We start from the raw sequence: 18,163 nt of genomic DNA on the forward strand, positions 1-18,163 counted from the left end.
ATATTAACATCTGCGTCAAGCGCCCATTCTCCGCATCACTTGCAGCGCTGGTTGGTTTCACGCACAATACGCGCCCTCTGCAGGCCTCTGCAGACGCTATGGTGGTCCAGGCGGTCCCCTCGCAACGATAGGTAGTGAACCCGGTCAGACCTGGAAGGGAGCAGCCGTAGTTACCGACTCGTGTGCCGGGGTGTGGCTGTCTGGGTCACCTCCATTTGGAAGACTCATTTCTCTAGCCCAGGCTAGTTCTGGTTCCGGTCAATACGCCTCTGGTGTATCCTTTCCTTCTTTATTTAAAACAAGGCACAGGGCGAATGTCTTACCAGGTTCTCGCGCGTAAGTGGCGGCCAAAAAGCTTCAGGGAAATGGTTGGCCAGGAGCACGTTCTGCAGGCTCTGGTCAACGCCCTGGACCACGACCGACTGCACCATGCCTACCTGTTTACTGGTACTCGCGGCGTTGGCAAAACCACTATTGCCCGTATCCTTGCCAAGTGCCTCAACTGCGAGGAAGGTGTCAGCTCCGAGCCCTGCGGTAAGTGCGGCTCCTGCCTGGAGATCGCCGAGGGCCGCAGCGTCGATTTGCTGGAGGTGGATGCCGCCTCGCGAACCAAGGTCGAGGATACGCGCGAACTGCTGGAGAACGTGCAATATGCTCCCACGCGTTCGCGCTATAAGGTGTACCTGATCGACGAGGTGCACATGCTCTCAACGAGCAGCTTCAATGCCCTGCTCAAGACCCTCGAGGAACCGCCGCCGCATGTGAAGTTCCTGCTGGCGACCACGGATCCGCAGAAGCTGCCGGCGACCGTGTTGTCGCGATGCCTGCAGTTTAACCTCAAGAACATGCCTCCTGAGCAGATCGTCGGTCATCTGGCCAATGTACTGGAGCAGGAGATGGTGAGTTTCGAGGAGCCTGCACTGTGGCTTCTGGGGCGTGCAGCCTCAGGCAGCATGCGGGACGCACTGAGTCTGACAGACCAGGCTATTGCCTTCGGTTCCGGCAAGATAACAGAAGCTGATGTTCGCAGTATGCTCGGCAGCGTTGACCTGAGTTTTGTATACCTGTTGCTGGAAGGTGTAGCCGCCGGGGATCCCGCTGAGCTTCTGGCTGTAGTCGCACGCATGGCAGAGCACGCCCCGGACTTCGAGGGCAGCTGCGATGAGTTGATTTCACTGACACACCGTGTGGCAATTGCCCAGGCAGTGCCTGATGCCGTCGACAATAGTTGGGGGGACGCCGAGCGTGTTGCCGCGCTGGCCGGGGCCATCACCGCAGAAGATGCGCAACTGTTCTACCAGATCGCGATCAACGGCAAACGGGATATGGCAATGTCGCCTGATCCGCGCAGCGGCTTCGAGATGCTACTGTTGCGGATGCTGGCTTTCCGGCCTGCTGCCGTCATTGACGAGTCCTTGGATGCAACCCAGTTGCAGGATGTCACACCGACGCCTGTAGCGGACAATGCCGCCCTGGAGGTCGGTGACAGCGCAAAAAAGCCCCGTGAGCCCGCCGGGGAGGTGGCACCTCCTGTCCCGTCCGTCGCACGAGTCGCTGCGCCTGTGGCAGAGGCAAGTGAGCCACTGCAAGCGCCTGGTGCAGCGGCAAATCCTGCCGCCAACCCGGTCAGTGCCGGTGCGGCCGCCGGCGAAGCCCCAGGTGTTGTCAGTGATCCGCGGCCTGAACAGTGGCCACAACTGCTGGAACAACTTGGCCTGAAGGGGATGGTGCAGAACATTGCCGCCAATATGGAACTGCAAAGCGTCAGCGGTAACGAACTGACCTTCGTGCTGGATGAACAGAACGCGTCCCTGTTTAACGACAGTCATCGCGGCAAGATTCTCCTCGCTCTGCAGAACTACCTGGGTCGGGAGCTGTCTGTTGTCATAACGCCGGGACAGCCCACCGGCGAAACACCGGCCATGCGCCATGCGCGTGCCGTCCGCGAACGCCAACAACAGGCAGTGGCGGAAATAGAGGGTGACCAGCGCCTGCAGGCGTTGATAAACCGGTTTGACGGAGAACTGGACAAACAGTCTATTGCTCCACTGGATTCCTGAGGAACACAACATGAAAAATATTTCTGACCTGATGCAACAGGCGCAGAAGATGCAAGCTGATATGCAACAAGCGCAGGAAGAGCTCGCCAAAGCTGAAGTGCAAGGTGAGTCCGGCGCGGGTCTGGTCACCGTGACCATGACAGGCCGGCACGACGTGAAACGTGTCAGCATTGACCCGTCAGTGCTGTCTGAAGACAAAGAGGTGTTGGAGGACCTGTTGGCGGCCGCGGTGAACGACGCGGTGCGCAAGGTGGAGGCGCACAATCGGGATGCCATGTCAGGTCTCGCTTCCGGCCTGGATTTGCCAGGCGGTTTCAAGATGCCGTTTTAGGCCGGGGCACGATATAACAATGAAATTCAGTCCCGCTCTGCAGGAATTGATGGAAGCGCTACGTTGCCTGCCGGGCGTGGGCCCAAAGTCTGCCCAGCGCATGACCCTGTACTTACTGGAACGTGACCGTGAGGGGGCTACGGTGCTGTCCCGCGCGCTTCAGGCAGCCGTGGAGCGAGTGGACCACTGCTCACGCTGTCGAAATTTTACCGAACTGGATATTTGCGAGATATGCGAGGACCCACGTCGTGACGCGTCTACTGTCTGCGTAGTGGAAACCCCCGCCGACGTGCTTGCGGTGGAGCAGAGCGGCAGTTACCGCGGTTTGTATTTTGTGCTGATGGGACACCTGTCTCCCATAGACGGCATTGGCCCCGCTGAAATCGGTCTGGACAAGTTTCACCGGCGGGTTATCGATGAGGGAATTGATGAAGTTATTCTCGCTACCAACCCCACCGTGGAAGGCGAAGCAACGGCATACTACTTGTCTGATGTGCTGCATAACGAAGGCGTGAAAGTGTCGCGTATCGCTCACGGTGTCCCTCTGGGGGGCGAACTAGAATATGTGGATGGCAGCACGCTGGCACATGCATTTTCCGGCCGCAGGCCGGTGGAGTAACAGGTGGACTGGCAACTTATAGAATCCGACGAAGCACTGGGCGAGCTACTGGAAAAGTCGGCGGGCTGCTCTGCGGTCATGGTGGACACGGAGTTCATGCGTCGCAACACATTCTATCCCCAGGTCGCCCTGGTGCAGCTGTGTTTTGATCAGGGCGCCGCCGCAGGTACTGCCTGGCTTGTCGATCCGCTTACCCTTAGCGATCCGTCACCGCTGGCGCGCTTACTTGCCGACCCGAAAGTGATCAAGGTGCTTCACTCCGCCAGCGAGGACCTGGAGGTATTTCAACGGTGGCTGGGCGTGTTGCCGTTACCGCTGTTGGATACGCAGAAAGCCGCGGCGTTGGTGGGGCTGGATTTTGGGCTGGGGTATCGCGGCATGGTGTTGCAGTTATGTGGCGAGGATCTTCCCAAAGGTGAAACCCGGTCAGACTGGTTACAGCGGCCCTTGACCGGTTCACAGTGTCACTATGCTGCACAGGATGTGATCTGGCTGCTGGATGTTTATCACCAGATTGGCCGCCGGTGTCGTGAATATGGGCGTTTTGAGTGGGTGCTTGAAGATGGCCAGGCTGCCTGCGACGGTCTCGCATCAAACACCGGAAACTATTTCAAGCGCATTAAAGGGGCCTGGAAACTGCAGCCTGAGCAACTGGCGACTCTTATAGCCATATGCGATTGGCGTGAGGAGACAGCGAGGGCAAAAGACAAGCCCCGTAGCTGGATTATTGATGACAAGGCCTGCCTGCAACTGGCGCAGGCCTCACCCGCGAATATGGCTGAGTTGCGTGCCAGGGTTGAGATGCACCCATCCACCCTGCGGCGCTACGGTGAAAGCCTGCTCGACCTGTTGTCGGCAGACGCTGGCAAAGCGCCGCAAGGGCTTCCGCAGCGTCTACCCGGCCCCTTGACTGCCTCCCAGCGGGAGCAAGTCAAGGCACTCAAGCAACGCGCAGAGGGCATCGCCGCGGAACTGGGTGTGGCGCCGCAGATACTTGCGTCGGGCAAGGATTTTGAAGCCATGGTGCGCGGCGAAGAACCGGAACCAGTGATCTGGCAGGGCTGGCGCCGACAACAGGTGATCGAGCCTCTCAAGAGCCTGGTGAGAGGGGAAGCGGTATGAGTACGAAGTTGCCGGCAAGGTTGATAGAAGTGTTTAGCAGCTCGCGCAAAGAAGAAATGTACCTCTATGTCGACAAGGCGGCGGGAATGGAAGCGGTGCCGGAAGTGCTGATGAAGCAGTTTGGTGAGCCGCGCAGTGTTATGACCCTGCTCCTTGAGCCCGAGCGCAAACTGGCGCGCGTCGATACGCGGGAAGTTATGGCGGCGATTGAAGACCAGGGGTTCTTCTTGCAGATGCCGCCCACACCGGCGCAGCTGCTGCGCAGGAACGCCTGCAGTGAGTGACTGGTGGCATCAGTTGCCACTGTCGGAGCTGGACGGTGAGCAGTGGGAAGCACTCTGCGATGGCTGCGCCAAGTGCTGCCTGCACAAGCTTGAAGACGAGGATACCGGCGAGGTGTTCTACACCCGCGTGCGCTGCCAGTATTTACAGGAGGAGAGCTGCCGCTGCAGCGACTATCCGCGGCGCTCTGTAATGGTGCCAAACTGCATTCGCCTGGACAGGGAGACCGTCAGCACACTGGACTGGCTGCCTGTGACCTGCGCATACCGGCTCAGGGCAAATAACCGGCCCTTGCCGGACTGGCACTACCTTGTCTCGGGAAGCCGCGAGTCCGTGCATGCGGCGGGGGTCTCGATAAGGGGCAGGGCGGTTTCCGATGAATTTGTGCATCCGGACGGTTACGATGAACACATCGTGACCTGGGTGGAGTAGGAGGCAACGTGCTGAGCGACAGTTCTTATATGACAGCGTTATACGCCTATTGTGGCGCTGCCGTGCTGTTTGTGCTTTGTTTGGTCTGGTGGGTAGGGCGTCGCTGGCGCTCCGGATGGTCAGCGTTGCTGGTGTTGTTGGCAGCGGCGCTGCTGCTGACGCCGGCCTATCCGCGTGAAGGTGTCGATACTGTCGCACCGGCATTGATTGTGGCTGGGTTCCAGCTGGCGACTGAGGGAGTTGAGGCCGCTGAGCACGCTATACGGCCCCTGATGTTTACATCTGCCCTGGCGGCTGTGCTGGCGTTGCTGCTGGGCTTTACCCTGTTGCGCAAACGTAAGTCCGCGAGTGAGGCGACTGCCAGGCCGTCGGTATCGCCGCCCGCGGAGCCGCTCTGAATGCCTCGTATCTTACTGCTTCCGGCGCTGCTGCTGGCACTCTGTTTTAGTTCCTTGGCCTTTGCCGATACGGCAGGCGTGGGCTTGAAGCCAGACTTGCGCCTGTTGATTGACATCTCAGGCAGCATGAAGGAGTCAGACCCGGATAACCTGCGGGCCCCGGCGATGGAATTAATCATTCGCCTGCTGCCCGAAGATGCAAAAGCCGGCGTCTGGCTTTTTGGCGAGGACGTGCGCGAACTTGTGCCCCATGGGGTCGTGGATGAGGAGTGGCGGCGGCAAGCGCAGGCCGCAATGGCCCTGATCGATAATTCCGGGCAGAGAACCAATATCCCCGCCGCCCTGGCGGCGGCCACTTACGATTTCGAGCGTCTGGATCCAGGGTTTCGAACCAGCATTGTATTGCTGACCGATGGCAAGGTTGATATAGCCGAGTCTCCCATGGTCAATGCCGGCTCGGCGCGAAAGCTGCTGACGGAACTGGCGCCGGAGCTGGGCGCAACCGGTATTCCCGTGCATACGATTGCCTTGTCCGGTGAGGCAGACTGGCTTTTCCTGCGCTCGCTGGCGCGGGGCACGGGAGGTATTGCTGAACAGGCCCAGTCTGCGGAGGCGCTAAGTGGCATCTTCCTGCAGGCCCTGGAGATGGCGGCGCCTACTGCACGTGTGCCGCTGAATGGAAGTCGCTTCGCCATTGACGACAGCGTGCGTGAGTTCACTTTACTGGTGTTTTTCGACGGAGAAAAGAGTCACCGCCTGACACTGCGTGATCCCGGCGGAACAGAGTATGAAAGAACGCAGTCAGATGGGGATGTGGACTGGTTCCAGAACTCACAGTTTGCCCTGATTACCATAACTGAACCTGCCGCGGGGGCCTGGCGTGTCGAGGCGCCAGAGGGTGCCCGGGTCCGGGTGACCGTGATTTCCGACTTGCAGCTGGAAGTGGATCCCCCACCCAACAGCCTGCCTGCGGGGCGTATATCGGAACTGGGCCTGCGTCTCACCGAGCAGGGAGTCGTACTGACCGACCCGCAGGTGCTCGGTGCCTTCAATATAGCAATAGAGTTGATCGATCCGGATGGCGCCAGGAAGCTGATACCGGTAAGTGGCGCATACCCCGTGCCGGCCGACGGAGAGTATCGCGTTGTGCTCCCGGCAATGGAGGTTCCAGGCCGCTATCAACTGGTTGCGTGGCTTCAGGCACAAACCGTGGAGCGCGAACTGCCCATGTACCTGGAGGTGGTCGCGCCACCGGAAAAGGCAACACTGGTCACCCGTGGCCAGGAGCCGCCGGCAGATGACTTTCAAGCGCCGTTAATGTGGATGCTGGGGACTATCGGCCTGGTGTTGCTGGTGGTCTGGATGCTTTTGCGCAGGCGCAAGCGACGCAAACTGGAACTCTGGCAGAAGCGGGCCCGGCAGGCCTCGTCGATCACCGAGTCCGGCCTGGTGAGCGGTGTGGTCGCTGATCAACAGGAAGATCGTAGCGGCCTTGATTAGTCTATGACCAATGGGTAGTCTGACCAGCTTTGTAAATCGAAGGGATAGAAACGCAAATGAAATTTGAAGGAACTGAGCGCTATGTAGCGACGGATGACTTGCGCATGGCCGTCAACGCGGCGGTGTCCCTGGAGCGTCCGCTGCTGATCAAGGGTGAGCCCGGTACCGGCAAGACCATGCTTGCCGAGGAAGTTGCACAAGGTCTGGGTAAGCGCCTTATCCAGTGGCATATCAAATCCACGACCAAAGCACAGCAGGGACTGTACGAATATGATGCGGTTTCACGACTGCGCGATTCTCAGCTGGGCGATGAAAAGGTGCAGGATATAGGCAACTATATCAAGCGCGGCAAGCTCTGGGAGGCATTTGATGCCGACGAGCAGGTCGTGCTGCTGATCGATGAAATCGACAAGGCCGACATCGAGTTTCCCAACGACCTGCTGGTCGAATTGGATCGGATGGAGTTTTTCGTCTACGAGACGGGTGAAACCATCAAGGCCAGGCACCGTCCTATTATCATCATCACGTCGAACAATGAGAAAGAGCTCCCCGACGCTTTCCTGCGTCGCTGCTTCTTCCACTTCATCAACTTCCCCGACCGCGACACCATGCGCGAAATCGTAGCGGTGCATTATCCGGAGATTTCCAAACAACTGGTCAAAGAGGCCATGGAAGTCTTTTTTGACCTGCGCGCAATTCCCGGCCTGAAAAAGAAGCCGTCCACTTCCGAATTGATCGACTGGCTCAAGTTGCTGATGGCTGACGATATTCCCGACGAGATACTCAAGGACCGCGACCAGAGCAAGGCGATTCCTCCCCTGTATGGCGCGCTGATGAAAAATGAACAGGACGTGCACCTGCTCGAACGACTGGCATTTATGCACCGCCGTGAGACGCGATAGCGCAGGGCAACTGGCATGCTGATCAACTTCTTTCAAGGGCTGCGGGACGCGGGTGTGCCGGTGACCACCCGGGAACTCCTGGATCTTCTGGAGGGTATGAAGCGCCAGGTCGTTTTCGGCTCGGTGGACGATTTCTATTACTTCAGCCGCACCTGCATGGTCAAGGATGAGAAGTATTTTGACCGCTTTGACCGGGCTTTCGGCTTGCACTTCAAGGACCTTGAGGCTCTCGACGACGTTATCGAGGCGCTGATTCCCGATGACTGGTTGCGCTCGGAGTTCATGAAGAACCTCACCGAGGAAGAAAAGGCGCAGATCGAGTCACTGGGCGGCCTGGAGAAACTTATCGAGGAGTTCAAGAAACGCCTTGAGGAGCAGGAGAAGCGTCACGAGGGCGGTAACAAGTGGATCGGCACCGGTGGGACCTCTCCGTTTGGCCAGGAAGGGTATCACCCGGAAGGCATTCGCGTAGGCCCCAATGGCCGTAACAAGAAAGCCGTAAAAGTCTGGGAAAAACGCGACTTCAAGAACCTGGATGACAGCGTTGAGCTGGGCACGCGCAATATCAAGGTGGCCATGCGTCGCTTGCGCAAATTCGCTCGAACTGGTGCAGCCGATGAACTGGACCTGGACGATACCATCAGCTCGACGGCGCGCAATGCCGGGCTGCTGGATATTAAAATGGTTCCGGAGCGTCACAATGCGGTGAAGGTACTGCTGTTCTTTGACGTTGGCGGCTCCATGGATCCTCATGTGCGGGTATGCGAGGAACTGTTCTCTGCAGCGCGCACAGAGTTCAAGCACATGGAGTACTTTTACTTCCACAATTTCCTCTACGAGAGTGTTTGGAAGAATAATGTACGCCGACACAACGAGCGCATACCCCTGCTTGATGTTTTGCACAAGTACAGCCATGACTACAAGGTTATCTTTGTCGGCGACGCGTCCATGTCTCCCTACGAAATCCTGCAACCCGGCGGATCGGTGGAACACTGGAACGAAGAGTCCGGCGAGGTTTGGTTGCGCCGTTTGCGGGAAGTTTACGACAAGGTCATCTGGATCAACCCTGTTCCTGAGGAGGAATGGCAGTACACCCAGTCAGTGAGCATCACTCACAAGCTCATGGAAGGTAAAATGTATCCGCTGACGCTCAAGGGGCTGGAAGAGGGCATGGGCTTCCTCTCCAAATAGGCCGCGCGCTCTAGCGCCCCGCCTGAAAATGCTGCGCGAAAGCAATGAGGCTGGCCGTGACCGCCACGTTGAGTGACTCAACAGCGTTGTTCATCGGGATGCATAGCCCGGTGGTTGCCAGCGCATTGACCTCCGACGACACGCCATCTGTTTCATTACCCAGTACATAGGCTACATGGCTCTGCGGCTGATGGTCGAACAGGCTCTGCGACGCATCTGCGCGCAGGCTGCAGATATCCACCCCTGACTGCCTTAGCTGTTGCAGGGCAGCAGCGAGTGAGTCACAGGTGACCAGTGGAGCGCGGTAAAGTGTACCCGCGCTGGCCTTGGTAACCAGGGGGCCCAGTGCTGCGTTACCCTTACGCGACCATAACACTGCGTCGATGTTACCTGCGGTCGCGGAACGTAGCAGCATGCCGAGGTTCTGTGGATTGCTGATGCCATCAAGGGCGAGAATCCGTTGCTGGCGAAGCGTCGGGAGTTCCTCGAGGTATGTCTGCAGCGAGCGAAAAGCAGGGCAAAGAATGTCCAGGGCCACTCCCTGGTCTTGCTTGCCGTTCCTGGAGATTCGCGACAGCGCTTGCCGGTTGTGGAATTGCACGGGTATGCCCCGCTCATTAGCGGCGCGAGTCAGTTCGGCGATGATGCCGCCGCTGCGATTGCTTTCAGCAAGATGCAGGGTCTGGCATTGCAGCTTGCTATCGCGCAGGGCCTCCAGTGCCGGTTTGCGCCCATAGATTGTAAGAGTGCGCTCAAAGAATGCTTTTTTGCGGGTGTATTCGGCACTGTCGCTAGGCATTTCGAGTATTGTCCTGCTGCTTTAACTGGAGACGGTACTGCCCGGGCGAGATCCCCGTCCATTTCTTGAACGAGCGGTAGAAAGCAGAATTATCCTGAAACCCCATCACTGCAGCAATGGCGTCGATAGACAGTTCTTCCCTGTGCATATAGTGGACTGCCAGTTCGCGGCGAAACGTGTCCTTCAATTGCTGAAAACTGGTGTCCTCGGCAGTGAGCTTCCTGTGCAGTGTGCGCGCTGACATATTCAGCAGTGAGGCGACTTCACTGGCGGTGGGCAGTTTCTGTGGCCCCCCCGCCGCCAGTAGCTCCTCAATCTTGCGCGACAAGGTCTTCAGTTCGCCAGGCGGGTCACCCTTTACCAGCGGGTAGGGTGCAAGACGCAGGAACTCCCGCAGCGTCTCCTCATTCTGCGCCACGGGGTGCTGCAGCAGTTGACGCGTCAGTACTAACCCGGATGCCGGCATCGCAAATCGCACAGGGCAGCCAAACAGGCTCTCGTAGTGCCTGGAATCGGGTGGCTGGGGCGCGCGCATGTGAACTTCCTCCAGTGGCAGGTCACGACCGATCAACCAACTGTAGAAACGGTACATCATCAGCAAAACGTTGGCGTGGCCGATGCGTTCCTGGTCCAACGCCAGGGAGGCGTGCCCCTGAAATACACACAACACGCGCTCGCCCGGTGGTAGTGGTACCAGTGCCGCCGGTGAATCTGTGTGAGACACGTCACGGTACTGGTCACAGTATTCATGAAACTCGCGTGCCCGCAGCAGAGCCTGTTCCAGTGTCGGGCAGTGGATGATGAACAGGCACATCATGCGGAACGTCCCGGGGGGCGCATAGTACTGTTGCCCGAGACCGAAAGCCTCGTCCTGCAGAATCTCCATCAGCAGGCTGTATAACTTGCTGTAGCAACTGGTAGCGACCTGGGTGGTCTCGACAGAGGCATGCTGCAGTGGGTTATAGTCAAGACCGATCTGGGTAAGTGCGCTCTCTAGTGGATAACCCTGTTCGACGACAACCCGCAACAATGTGTTGAGGGTCTTCAATGGCATGGTATTCATGGTGTCAGGCTAGGGAGGGGCATCGTTGGCGCGATAATCCTGCAGGTGGCTATCAGTCAGGTCCGCCTTCGGCAATATTGCTCAGCCGGTCCGAGGACTCCTTCATGCGCGCTGCTATCTCCTCTATTCTCGCACCGGTAACCGGGCCGCCCAGGGAGCCCGCGACAAAACACAATACTGGTAGTTTATTGTCGACGAAGACGGGTACGGAGATTGTGCTCACGTCGTAGCGTGCCTTGGGGTCTACGCGGTCAAGATGGAAGTACTCGTCGCACAGGTCGTGCTGGTAACGGTTGGCCGCTTCTTCCAGCTCGGTGAGGCTCCAGGAAGAGTGGATTCGTGTCAGTTCCCTGGTCAACTCTGCCTCTGCTTTGGTCTTCAAGGTGACTTCGTAGCCGCGCGCGCGAATGGAGATCAACGCCACGCGCAGCTTTTGGTCGAGTTTTTCATCGTAGCCGCCGCGGGATTCGTGTGCTCGCGAGAGCCAGGCTTCCAGGTGCTTGGCGGGCGAAAAGGCTGTGAAACAGGCACCCACGGGACCGGTATTGGGCAGGCGCAGACCGAGTTGGAACGAATCAATCAACGGTTGCGCCTTGCCGTAGAGGGCCAACAACACCATGTGTTGTTTGGAGCGACCGGTAACAGCAAAGCCCACGTCCAGGTCGCTCTGCAATGCTTCCAGTTCAGGGCGCGCGTACTCCAGAACGGGGAATTGTGCAAAAGCGGCGTTGCCCGCTGCAATGATGGATGGCCCGAGGCGGTACGCCTTGGTTTTTGGGTGCTGTACCAGGAACCCATAGTTTGCCATGGTGGTGAGGATGGCGTGACAAGTAGCCTTGTTGAGGTTGAGCCTGCGTGTCATCTCAGTCAGGCCGAACGCCTGGTGCGGGTTGGCCATCAACAGGTCCAGAATCGCCAGGGCGCGCGCGGTAGGTTGTGAGAAAAGGGCCAAGGAACTACTCCTGTATCCTCACCGGGTCAGCGGTGACTGCAAATTTGGTATAGAATATTGTACTTGCTGCGCTATGCTAACGTTGCATGGCCGCTAATATCAAGCCCGCTGGCGGGCCGAAAGTATATAGGGCGCGCTGCTACAGTCACAGCCCTGGAGTTCTGTTAATGAAGTTGACTCTCTACGGCACCAGTGCATGCCACCTGTGCGAGCTTGCTGCCGCCATGTTGTCCAGCTCCGGTGCAGCATTCCGTGAGGTGGATATCAGCGACTCCGACACGCTGTTCCAGCGCTATGGCCTGGTTATTCCCGTGCTCAGGAAAGAACACGGGAGTGAGCTTCACTGGCCATTCAACGAGGACACATTGCAGGCCTTCCTGGACGAGGGTTAATTCTGCTTTCCTACGCGTACCGCAAGCACGTCACACTTTGCGCCGTGGAGCACGCCGTTAGCGGTGGAGCCCATCAGTAGCGATAGGCCGTGGCGGCCATGGCTGCCCAGGACAATCAAGTCAGCGCCGACTTCCTCGGCCATGGCGTGAATTTCCACTTCTGCGCGCCCCAGCACGATATGCTGGTGATCGGCGTCAATGCCGTTTTGCTCCGCAAAGCGTTGTAGCTGTTCCGTCGCCTGGCTCTGGATTTCATCCTGCAGGCCTGAGAAGTCCATTGGAATGTCAACTCCATAGGCAAAGCTCAGCGGTTCGATAACGTGAATCACGTGCAGCTCACAGCCACCGGCACGAGCGATCGCCTGTGCCCGCAGGGCCACCTGTCCGGATTCATCACTGAGATCTATCGCGACCAGCACCGTTTTATACTGCGACATGGCAAACTCCATTCATTCACTGTTAGAAAGCCATAACATATAGCATAGAATGCGCTGCGGGCAATGGCGTCTGCAAGCGGTTATTGATCTGTATCAGGGAGCGTGCGTTTGTTGAAGTACCTGCTAATTGTATTCATCCTCGGCCTGGCAGTGGCGCCGTTGACACACTTTCTGCCCAGTAAGCGCCAACGGCAGTTAGCGAGAATGCGGGAGTACGCGGCAGTGCATGGTCTGTTCGTTGAGTTTCGCGACCTGCCGGCGGCAGCAGGTCACTCCGCACAGGCGGCACGTACCAGGCAGGTGATCTATTACGGGAAGCGGTTGGTAGCGTCCCGCGGAGAGCCGCGCCAGCGCCGCGCCTGGCTGCGTGAGGATGACGGCTGGCGCGGCCTGCAGAGGCGCTGGGAGGAGCCGGTCTCGGCAGCGGTAATGCCCGCGAGTGTTATGGCATTAGGGGTCGATGAGGGGTCCTGCGGCGCCTACTGGATGGAGGACGGCGAGGAGAGTGATGTCGAGGTGATCGTCGAAGCGCTGCAGCTCTGGGCAGGGGCGCTTTCCGGCAAAGAATCAGCCCGAATTTCCTGATACTGGCCGACGCGGCCGCACGATTTTCCTTGACCGCGAGCACTGGCCGACATATATATGCCCCTTTTTGACGCCGGTCGCCCGCTCCATTTCAGACCAAAATGACTTCCAGATAGCAGGAACCAATGGGTAAATCACTAGTTATTGTCGAATCACCTGCCAAGGCCAAGACCATCAACAAGTATCTGGGTCCGGATTTTGTGGTCAAGTCCAGTGTTGGTCATATTCGCGATCTGCCAACGGCAGGCAGCGCATCGGGCAGTGTGGATCCGAAAGAACGTGCAGCCCAGGCGGCGATTACCCGGAAGATGGCCCCAGAAGAAAAAGCTGCCCATAAAAAGAAGAAAGCAAAGCAGCAACTGATCCGCCGTATGGGTATTGATCCCGAGCAGGGCTGGGAAGCCAATTATCAGGTGCTGCCGGGGAAGGAAAAGGTTGTTAATGAGCTGAAAAAGCTGGCTGCCGACTCAGACGCCATCTACCTCGCGACCGACCTCGACCGCGAGGGAGAGGCCATTGCCTGGCACCTGAGGGAGGCTATCGGCGGTGACGAAGACCGGTATCAGCGAGTTGTCTTCAACGAAATCACCAAGAAGGCCATCAAGGAAGCCTTTGATCGTCCATCCCAATTGGATCAGGACCGTGTCAACGCCCAGCAGGCGCGACGCTTTCTCGACCGCGTCGTGGGCTACATGGTATCGCCGCTGCTCTGGGCGAAAGTGGCTCGAGGTCTGTCTGCAGGGCGGGTCCAGTCCGTGGCCGTGCGCCTCATTGTCGAACGTGAACGTGAGATTCATGCCTTCATTCCCGAGGAGTACTGGGAGATTCATGCGGACCTGGCCACGGTGGCAGAGGAGAACCTGCGCTTTCAGGTACGCAAGCACAAAGGCAAAAACTTCCGACCGGGTGATGAAGAGACAACCGCCACGGCCACCGCTGAACTTGAAAGCCTGCCCTTCCAGGTCAGTGGCCGCGAGGACAAGCCCACCCGCTCCAAGGCCCCGGCGCCGTTTATCACCTCTACGTTACAGCAGGCAGCCAGCACTCGTCTGGGCTTCAGTGTCAAGAAGACCATGATGTTGGCCCAGCGCCTCTACGAAGCCGGCTACATCACCTACATGCGCACGGATTCGACTAATTTGAGTGCCGAAGCCGTCGCTGCCTGTCGTGACTACATTGCCGATAACTTCCCCGCGCGGTATCTACCGGAGAGCCCCAACCTGTACTCGTCCAAGGAGGGCGCACAAGAGGCTCACGAGGCCATTCGCCCCTCCGACGTTAATGTGGCGCAGACCGCGCTCAAGGGTATGGAGCGCGACGCAGAACGCCTTTATGAACTGATCTGGCGGCAGTTTGTCGCCGGACAGATGCCTGCTGCGGAGTACACCGCGACCACGGTTACCGTCACTGCCGGCGACTACGAACTCAACGCCAAGGGACGAATCATCCGCTTTGATGGCTATACCCGGGTACAGCCTCCAGCCGGACGCAAGGGTGATGACAGCGTTCTGCCCGACGTGAAAGAGGGCGATGCACTGACCCTGAAGAAGCTGGATCCGGCCCAGCACTTCACCAAGCCCTCGCCCCGATACGGCGAAGCCAGCCTGGTCAGGGAGTTGGAGAAGCGCGGTATTGGGCGTCCTTCCACGTACGCTTCCATCATTTCGACAATTCAGGACCGCGGCTATGTACGCCTGGAAAACAAGCGTTTTTATGCCGAGAAGATGGGTGATATCGTCACCCAGCGCTTGCAGGGGAGCTTCCCGGACCTGCTCGATTATGGCTTTACTGCGAGTATGGAAGAGCGCCTGGACGAGGTTGCCGGCGGCAACAGGGACTGGCGTGACCTGCTCGACGCCTTCTATTTAGAGTTTCGTGGTCTGTTGGAGAAGGCAGAAGAGCCAGAGCCAGCCGGCATGCAGCCCAATGAACCGACGATGACCGATATCGCCTGCTCCAAGTGCGGGCGCCCGATGCAGATTCGAACCGCCAGCACGGGTGTATTTCTCGGGTGTTCAGGCTATGCGCTGCCGCCCAAGGAACGCTGTAAAAATACGATTAACCTTACCTCAGGTGACGAGGCGATCCGTGAGGATGCAGATGATGAAGCGGAATCTCGTCAACTGCTGGAGAGGCACCGTTGCAAAAAATGCAACGCTGCCATGGACAGCTACCTCATAGACGAAGACCGCAAGCTCCACGTCTGCGGAAATAACCCGGACTGTGACGGCTTCGAAGTCGAGCTCGGGAAGTTCAAGATCAAGGGCTATGACGGTCCTGTCCTTGAGTGCGATAAATGTGGTGCGCAGATGCAGCTGAAGAACGGCCGTTTTGGCAAGTACTTCGGATGCACCAGTGAGACCTGCAAGAATACCCGCAAATTGTTACGCAACGGGGAGGCCGCGCCGCCGAAGATGGACCCTGTACCCATGCCGGAACTGATCTGTGAGAAAGTCGAGGACCACTATGTGCTGCGCGATGGCGCTGCCGGCATGTTCCTCGCTGCCAGTCAGTTCCCGCGCAACCGGGAAACCCGCGCCCCCTTTGTCGATGAACTGCTGCCGCACAAGGCGGAGATCGACCCGAAATACAAGTTCCTGTTCACCGCCCCCACCGAGGATGACGACGGCAATCGCGCGCAGATACGCTACAGCCGCAAGGCCAAAGAGCAATATGTCATGACCGAGAAGGACGGCAAAGCAACAGGCTGGAAAGCGTTCTACCGCGGCGGTAAGTGGCAGGAAGAGCAGAGCAAGGGAAGGGCACGCAAGTAGCATGAGTTCCGCGCGAGGTAGAGCGAACCAATGTCTTTATCTGGCGCGGATCCTGACAGCAGCCTGGCAGCGTGACCTCGCCGCCGAGACTATCCCCGCATCGGTTCTGGCACAGGCTTACCTGCCCTGTGTTCGCAGCCATTTGCGCGACGCCTATGGCTGGTTTCTGGTAGAAGTTACCCGCCCGGGAGTGCTGCCTGACTTACCGCCAACGTGTATTGCGGAATTGCCGGAGGTCGCCCAGGGAAAAGCGGTGCCGCCCGAGGTGCGTGAATTCCATCTGCTGGAAGGGTCGGGTTGGATCGCGGAAATGCTGGCGGCGGATGCTGACTCTGCCACCTCGGCTTCATCAATGGGCAATCTGGCCACCGCAGTGACTGCAGCCGATCCCCAGCGGGCCTCGCAATGGGCTGACCTGCTGCAGGCACTCTTTGACCGCATGGGCGACTCTCTCGACGAGTGCTAAGGTGCAACGGCCTGCCCGGTGACTGTTGATGCACAGAGCATTCCCCGAACAACAGTCGTTATCGGTCCCGGCTTGAAAAGCTCGCTTCAGCGATCAGTGCATTAACGGTGCCGCCCATGGATTGGCGAAATATAGTGCTGTCAGGGCGCGACACCTGCTGTTAGACTTATTTTGCAGTTTTCGCAATATGAGGTTTTTTGAGTGTCTGCATCCTTACTGGAGATAGTGGATCTGGGAGATGGGGAAATCGTACTGCAGCGTGCAGACGATGATTCCGAACCCCTGGTGGTCATACAATTCTCCGAAGAATCGCGCGTTTACATGATGGAGAACAGTCTGGAAGTCGCCAAGGCGATGATACAGGCGGGTATACAGGCAGTGGCCGTTATGGCCGAGCAGGGCGAGGCCGAGGCTGAGTCCGGTGCCGAGGGTCCCCGCGTCCTCCACTAGTTGGCAGGCGAGCAAGCAAACGCCGGAACGGCAGTGCTACCGGTGACTCTGAGGGGCAGCCGATGCTCTTACCGAGCCTGCGACGGCGTAAAGTATTCCTCACTAAAGCTCGCGCCCTAGGTTCCGCGGCGCAATACTCCAACACTCAGTCCTTCGATGGCAAAGGCCTGCTCCCGCAAATCAACCTTGATGGGTTGGTAGTCCGGGTTTTCCGGCAGTAGTTCCAACAGGTGTTTGTCGCTGCCGCGTTGCAAACGTTTCACCGTGACCTCGTCTTCAATGCGTGCGACGACCACATCGCCGTTATTTGCCACCGGAGTGCTGTGTACAGCCAGCAGGTCGCCATCAAAGATGCCAATCTCGACCATACTGTCGCCGGTTACCCGCAGGAAATAGTCAGCCCGGGGTTTGAAAAACTCGGCAGGCAAGTTGCAGTAGTCCTCGATGTTCTCTTCCGCCAGTACCGGGTTACCGGCGGCGACCCTCCCGACGATTGGAATGCCCGCGGTATTGGGCAGCTTGATACCCCTTGAAGCACCGGGGATTATTTCGATGGCGCCTTTGCGAGCCAGCGCTTTCAAATGCTCCTCCGCTGCGTTGGCAGATTTAAACCCCAGTTCCCTGGCGATATCCGCGCGTGTGGGTGGGTATCCGGTCTGGTCTATGTGCTGGCGGACAATATCCAGAACCTGTTGCTGGCGCGCGGTGAGCTTTTCCATAAACATCTCGTCTGTTTATCTATACAGTACATGTGATTATATACAGGTATTCGGCGAGATGACAATGGCGTGAAATATTCTGAGCCGGGTACCGGTCGCCTGTGCGATAAATGCATTCAGGGGCGCCAGGTTGCGCAGTCCGGGGGTGGTAGGGTGCTACAGGGAATAGGGTAAGCCAGGCCGATAGGGCAGTTACAGAACCATCTCCATCAGTTTGCGCAACAAATCAGCCGCATAAGGGGGGGCACTCGCCCTGGCCGGGTTGATTAGCTAAAGGTCTTCCACACCGTACATGGTGTCTGGCTCGATGGAATTTAACGGACTGTTCCAGTCCTCCGGATGCATCGGCAGGTCGGGGTCCAGCAGGTCTTCATCGTCCAGCTCAAAAGCAGTGCGCCAGTCTTCCGGGGCTTCAGCGTGCTGCAGTCGCATCTCGCGCCAGGCGTCCAGGTCATATTCAGAGACTTCGCCGTCAAGGTACTGGGTTTCAATCGTCAGCGTAGTCGGGTCCCAGTCTATCACCTCGAACAGGGCATTGGATTGCAGGTCTTTGTACCACCCTCCAATAACCGGGCTAAGCATTTTCATTGGCCTATACTCCAGGGTTTTGGTGTTACGACAACCAACATATCACGCTGCTTTCGCGTGTCCATTATGTGAAAATGCTATAACCAACTGGCTACAAATTA

Annotated in this window: 21 protein-coding genes and 1 other RNA gene; 16 read left to right on the forward strand and 6 right to left on the reverse strand. The window is 58.0% G+C overall.

All coding sequences use genetic code 11. From position 1 onward, the window contains the following. The first annotated feature begins 108 nt into the window (after positions 1–108). The 11 genes from ffs to C0039_RS08120 all read left to right on the forward strand — a co-directional run bounded on the left by ffs (position 109) and on the right by C0039_RS08120 (position 8,837). Positions 109–205: signal recognition particle sRNA small type (gene ffs / locus C0039_RS08070), an RNA gene on the forward strand. 109 nt (positions 206–314) lie between these two features. Further along, complete coding sequence (dnaX, locus tag C0039_RS08075; RefSeq protein ID WP_101517794.1) at positions 315–2,060, forward strand: DNA polymerase III subunit gamma/tau; 1,746 nt, start codon at positions 315–317, stop codon at positions 2,058–2,060. Positions 2,061–2,070: 10 nt separating this feature from the next. Continuing rightward, positions 2,071–2,391 carry a YbaB/EbfC family nucleoid-associated protein gene (locus tag C0039_RS08080; protein ID WP_076001009.1) on the forward strand — a complete coding sequence of 107 codons (321 nt, stop codon included), beginning with the start codon at positions 2,071–2,073 and terminating at the stop codon, positions 2,389–2,391. A gap of 19 nt (positions 2,392–2,410) precedes the next feature. Beyond that, positions 2,411–3,010 (forward strand): recombination mediator RecR, encoded by a 600-nt coding sequence (gene recR / locus C0039_RS08085; RefSeq protein ID WP_076001010.1) that lies wholly within the window; start codon positions 2,411–2,413, stop codon positions 3,008–3,010. A 3-nt stretch (positions 3,011–3,013) separates the two neighbouring features. Beyond that, complete coding sequence (gene rnd, locus C0039_RS08090) at positions 3,014–4,132, forward strand: ribonuclease D (RefSeq protein ID WP_076001011.1); 1,119 nt, start codon at positions 3,014–3,016, stop codon at positions 4,130–4,132. Next, entirely contained in the window at positions 4,129–4,416 is a 288-nt protein-coding gene (locus C0039_RS08095; RefSeq protein WP_076001012.1) for a YcgL domain-containing protein, read from the forward strand. The genes rnd and C0039_RS08095 overlap by 4 nt, the downstream gene beginning before the upstream one ends. Beyond that, positions 4,409–4,846 carry a YcgN family cysteine cluster protein gene (locus C0039_RS08100; protein ID WP_101517795.1) on the forward strand — a complete coding sequence of 146 codons (438 nt, stop codon included), beginning with the start codon at positions 4,409–4,411 and terminating at the stop codon, positions 4,844–4,846. The genes C0039_RS08095 and C0039_RS08100 overlap by 8 nt, the downstream gene beginning before the upstream one ends. Positions 4,847–4,854: 8 nt before the next feature. Then, entirely contained in the window at positions 4,855–5,244 is a 390-nt protein-coding gene (locus tag C0039_RS08105) for a hypothetical protein (RefSeq protein WP_101517796.1), read from the forward strand. Next, entirely contained in the window at positions 5,245–6,744 is a 1,500-nt protein-coding gene (locus tag C0039_RS08110) for a vWA domain-containing protein (RefSeq protein ID WP_076001015.1), read from the forward strand. 56 nt (positions 6,745–6,800) lie between these two features. Continuing rightward, positions 6,801–7,646 carry an AAA family ATPase gene (locus tag C0039_RS08115; RefSeq protein ID WP_101517797.1) on the forward strand — a complete coding sequence of 282 codons (846 nt, stop codon included), beginning with the start codon at positions 6,801–6,803 and terminating at the stop codon, positions 7,644–7,646. A gap of 15 nt (positions 7,647–7,661) precedes the next feature. Further along, positions 7,662–8,837: a vWA domain-containing protein gene (locus C0039_RS08120; protein ID WP_076001017.1), complete on the forward strand. Its 1,176-nt coding sequence runs from the start codon at positions 7,662–7,664 to the stop codon at positions 8,835–8,837. Positions 8,838–8,847: 10 nt separating this feature from the next. On the opposite strand, the gene C0039_RS08125 is transcribed toward C0039_RS08120, so the two are convergent. From C0039_RS08125 to C0039_RS08135, 3 genes are all read right to left on the reverse strand, one after another. After that, positions 8,848–9,636 (reverse strand): TrmH family RNA methyltransferase, encoded by a 789-nt coding sequence (locus C0039_RS08125; protein ID WP_076001018.1) that lies wholly within the window; start codon positions 9,634–9,636, stop codon positions 8,848–8,850. Further along, positions 9,629–10,690, reverse strand: coding sequence for an AraC family transcriptional regulator (locus C0039_RS08130; RefSeq protein WP_165787068.1), 1,062 nt, complete (start codon positions 10,688–10,690; stop codon positions 9,629–9,631). The genes C0039_RS08125 and C0039_RS08130 overlap by 8 nt, the downstream gene beginning before the upstream one ends. A gap of 61 nt (positions 10,691–10,751) precedes the next feature. Beyond that, positions 10,752–11,651, reverse strand: a complete 900-nt coding sequence (locus tag C0039_RS08135; protein ID WP_076001021.1) for an IclR family transcriptional regulator — start codon at positions 11,649–11,651, stop codon at positions 10,752–10,754. A gap of 167 nt (positions 11,652–11,818) precedes the next feature. Here C0039_RS08135 and C0039_RS08140 point away from each other — a divergent pair, with 167 nt between their 5' ends. After that, positions 11,819–12,043: a glutaredoxin family protein gene (locus C0039_RS08140; RefSeq protein WP_101517799.1), complete on the forward strand. Its 225-nt coding sequence runs from the start codon at positions 11,819–11,821 to the stop codon at positions 12,041–12,043. On the opposite strand, the gene C0039_RS08145 is transcribed toward C0039_RS08140, so the two are convergent. Further along, complete coding sequence (locus C0039_RS08145) at positions 12,040–12,480, reverse strand: universal stress protein (RefSeq protein ID WP_076001023.1); 441 nt, start codon at positions 12,478–12,480, stop codon at positions 12,040–12,042. The genes C0039_RS08140 and C0039_RS08145 overlap by 4 nt on opposite strands. Positions 12,481–12,591: 111 nt before the next feature. Here C0039_RS08145 and C0039_RS08150 point away from each other — a divergent pair, with 111 nt between their 5' ends. The 4 genes from C0039_RS08150 (at position 12,592) to C0039_RS08165 (ending at position 16,755) form a co-directional block, all read left to right on the forward strand. Then, entirely contained in the window at positions 12,592–13,065 is a 474-nt protein-coding gene (locus C0039_RS08150) for a hypothetical protein (protein ID WP_207796401.1), read from the forward strand. Positions 13,066–13,190: 125 nt separating this feature from the next. Then, complete coding sequence (topA, locus tag C0039_RS08155; RefSeq protein ID WP_076001025.1) at positions 13,191–15,839, forward strand: type I DNA topoisomerase; 2,649 nt, start codon at positions 13,191–13,193, stop codon at positions 15,837–15,839. 1 nt (position 15,840) lies between these two features. Continuing rightward, on the forward strand, positions 15,841–16,305 hold the full coding sequence (locus C0039_RS08160) for a hypothetical protein (protein WP_101517800.1): 465 nt from the start codon (positions 15,841–15,843) through the stop codon (positions 16,303–16,305). A 201-nt stretch (positions 16,306–16,506) separates the two neighbouring features. After that, positions 16,507–16,755 (forward strand): hypothetical protein, encoded by a 249-nt coding sequence (locus C0039_RS08165; protein WP_076001026.1) that lies wholly within the window; start codon positions 16,507–16,509, stop codon positions 16,753–16,755. A 116-nt stretch (positions 16,756–16,871) separates the two neighbouring features. Here the strand turns inward: C0039_RS08165 and lexA are convergent, their stop codons facing one another. Then, a complete protein-coding gene (gene lexA, locus C0039_RS08170) occupies positions 16,872–17,474 on the reverse strand; it encodes a transcriptional repressor LexA (protein ID WP_076001027.1) in 603 nt (200 codons plus the stop codon). A 270-nt stretch (positions 17,475–17,744) separates the two neighbouring features. Beyond that, positions 17,745–18,062: a DUF6763 family protein gene (locus tag C0039_RS08175; RefSeq protein WP_101517801.1), complete on the reverse strand. Its 318-nt coding sequence runs from the start codon at positions 18,060–18,062 to the stop codon at positions 17,745–17,747. Between the last annotated feature and the right edge of the window lie 101 nt (positions 18,063–18,163).

This window comes from Pseudohalioglobus lutimaris (genome assembly GCF_002866825.1).
GTDB lineage: Bacteria > Pseudomonadota > Gammaproteobacteria > Pseudomonadales > Halieaceae > Halioglobus > Halioglobus lutimaris.

What these genes read in the sequence shown, in the direction of transcription:
- recR (WP_076001010.1), top strand. Translation starts at nt 2,411, where the DNA reads ATGAAATTCAGTCCCGCTCTGCAGGAATTGATGGAAGCGCTACGTTGC.
- topA (WP_076001025.1), top strand. Translation starts at nt 13,191, where the DNA reads ATGGGTAAATCACTAGTTATTGTCGAATCACCTGCCAAGGCCAAGACC.
- C0039_RS08175 (WP_101517801.1), bottom strand. Translation starts at nt 18,062, where the DNA reads ATGAAAATGCTTAGCCCGGTTATTGGAGGGTGGTACAAAGACCTGCAA.
- lexA (WP_076001027.1), bottom strand. Translation starts at nt 17,474, where the DNA reads ATGGAAAAGCTCACCGCGCGCCAGCAACAGGTTCTGGATATTGTCCGC.
- C0039_RS08115 (WP_101517797.1), top strand. Translation starts at nt 6,801, where the DNA reads ATGAAATTTGAAGGAACTGAGCGCTATGTAGCGACGGATGACTTGCGC.
- C0039_RS08095 (WP_076001012.1), top strand. Translation starts at nt 4,129, where the DNA reads ATGAGTACGAAGTTGCCGGCAAGGTTGATAGAAGTGTTTAGCAGCTCG.
- C0039_RS08110 (WP_076001015.1), top strand. Translation starts at nt 5,245, where the DNA reads ATGCCTCGTATCTTACTGCTTCCGGCGCTGCTGCTGGCACTCTGTTTT.
- C0039_RS08120 (WP_076001017.1), top strand. Translation starts at nt 7,662, where the DNA reads ATGCTGATCAACTTCTTTCAAGGGCTGCGGGACGCGGGTGTGCCGGTG.
- C0039_RS08125 (WP_076001018.1), bottom strand. Translation starts at nt 9,636, where the DNA reads ATGCCTAGCGACAGTGCCGAATACACCCGCAAAAAAGCATTCTTTGAG.
- C0039_RS08160 (WP_101517800.1), top strand. Translation starts at nt 15,841, where the DNA reads ATGAGTTCCGCGCGAGGTAGAGCGAACCAATGTCTTTATCTGGCGCGG.
- C0039_RS08080 (WP_076001009.1), top strand. Translation starts at nt 2,071, where the DNA reads ATGAAAAATATTTCTGACCTGATGCAACAGGCGCAGAAGATGCAAGCT.
- C0039_RS08145 (WP_076001023.1), bottom strand. Translation starts at nt 12,480, where the DNA reads ATGTCGCAGTATAAAACGGTGCTGGTCGCGATAGATCTCAGTGATGAA.
- C0039_RS08140 (WP_101517799.1), top strand. Translation starts at nt 11,819, where the DNA reads ATGAAGTTGACTCTCTACGGCACCAGTGCATGCCACCTGTGCGAGCTT.
- C0039_RS08130 (WP_165787068.1), bottom strand. Translation starts at nt 10,690, where the DNA reads ATGCCATTGAAGACCCTCAACACATTGTTGCGGGTTGTCGTCGAACAG.
- dnaX (WP_101517794.1), top strand. Translation starts at nt 315, where the DNA reads ATGTCTTACCAGGTTCTCGCGCGTAAGTGGCGGCCAAAAAGCTTCAGG.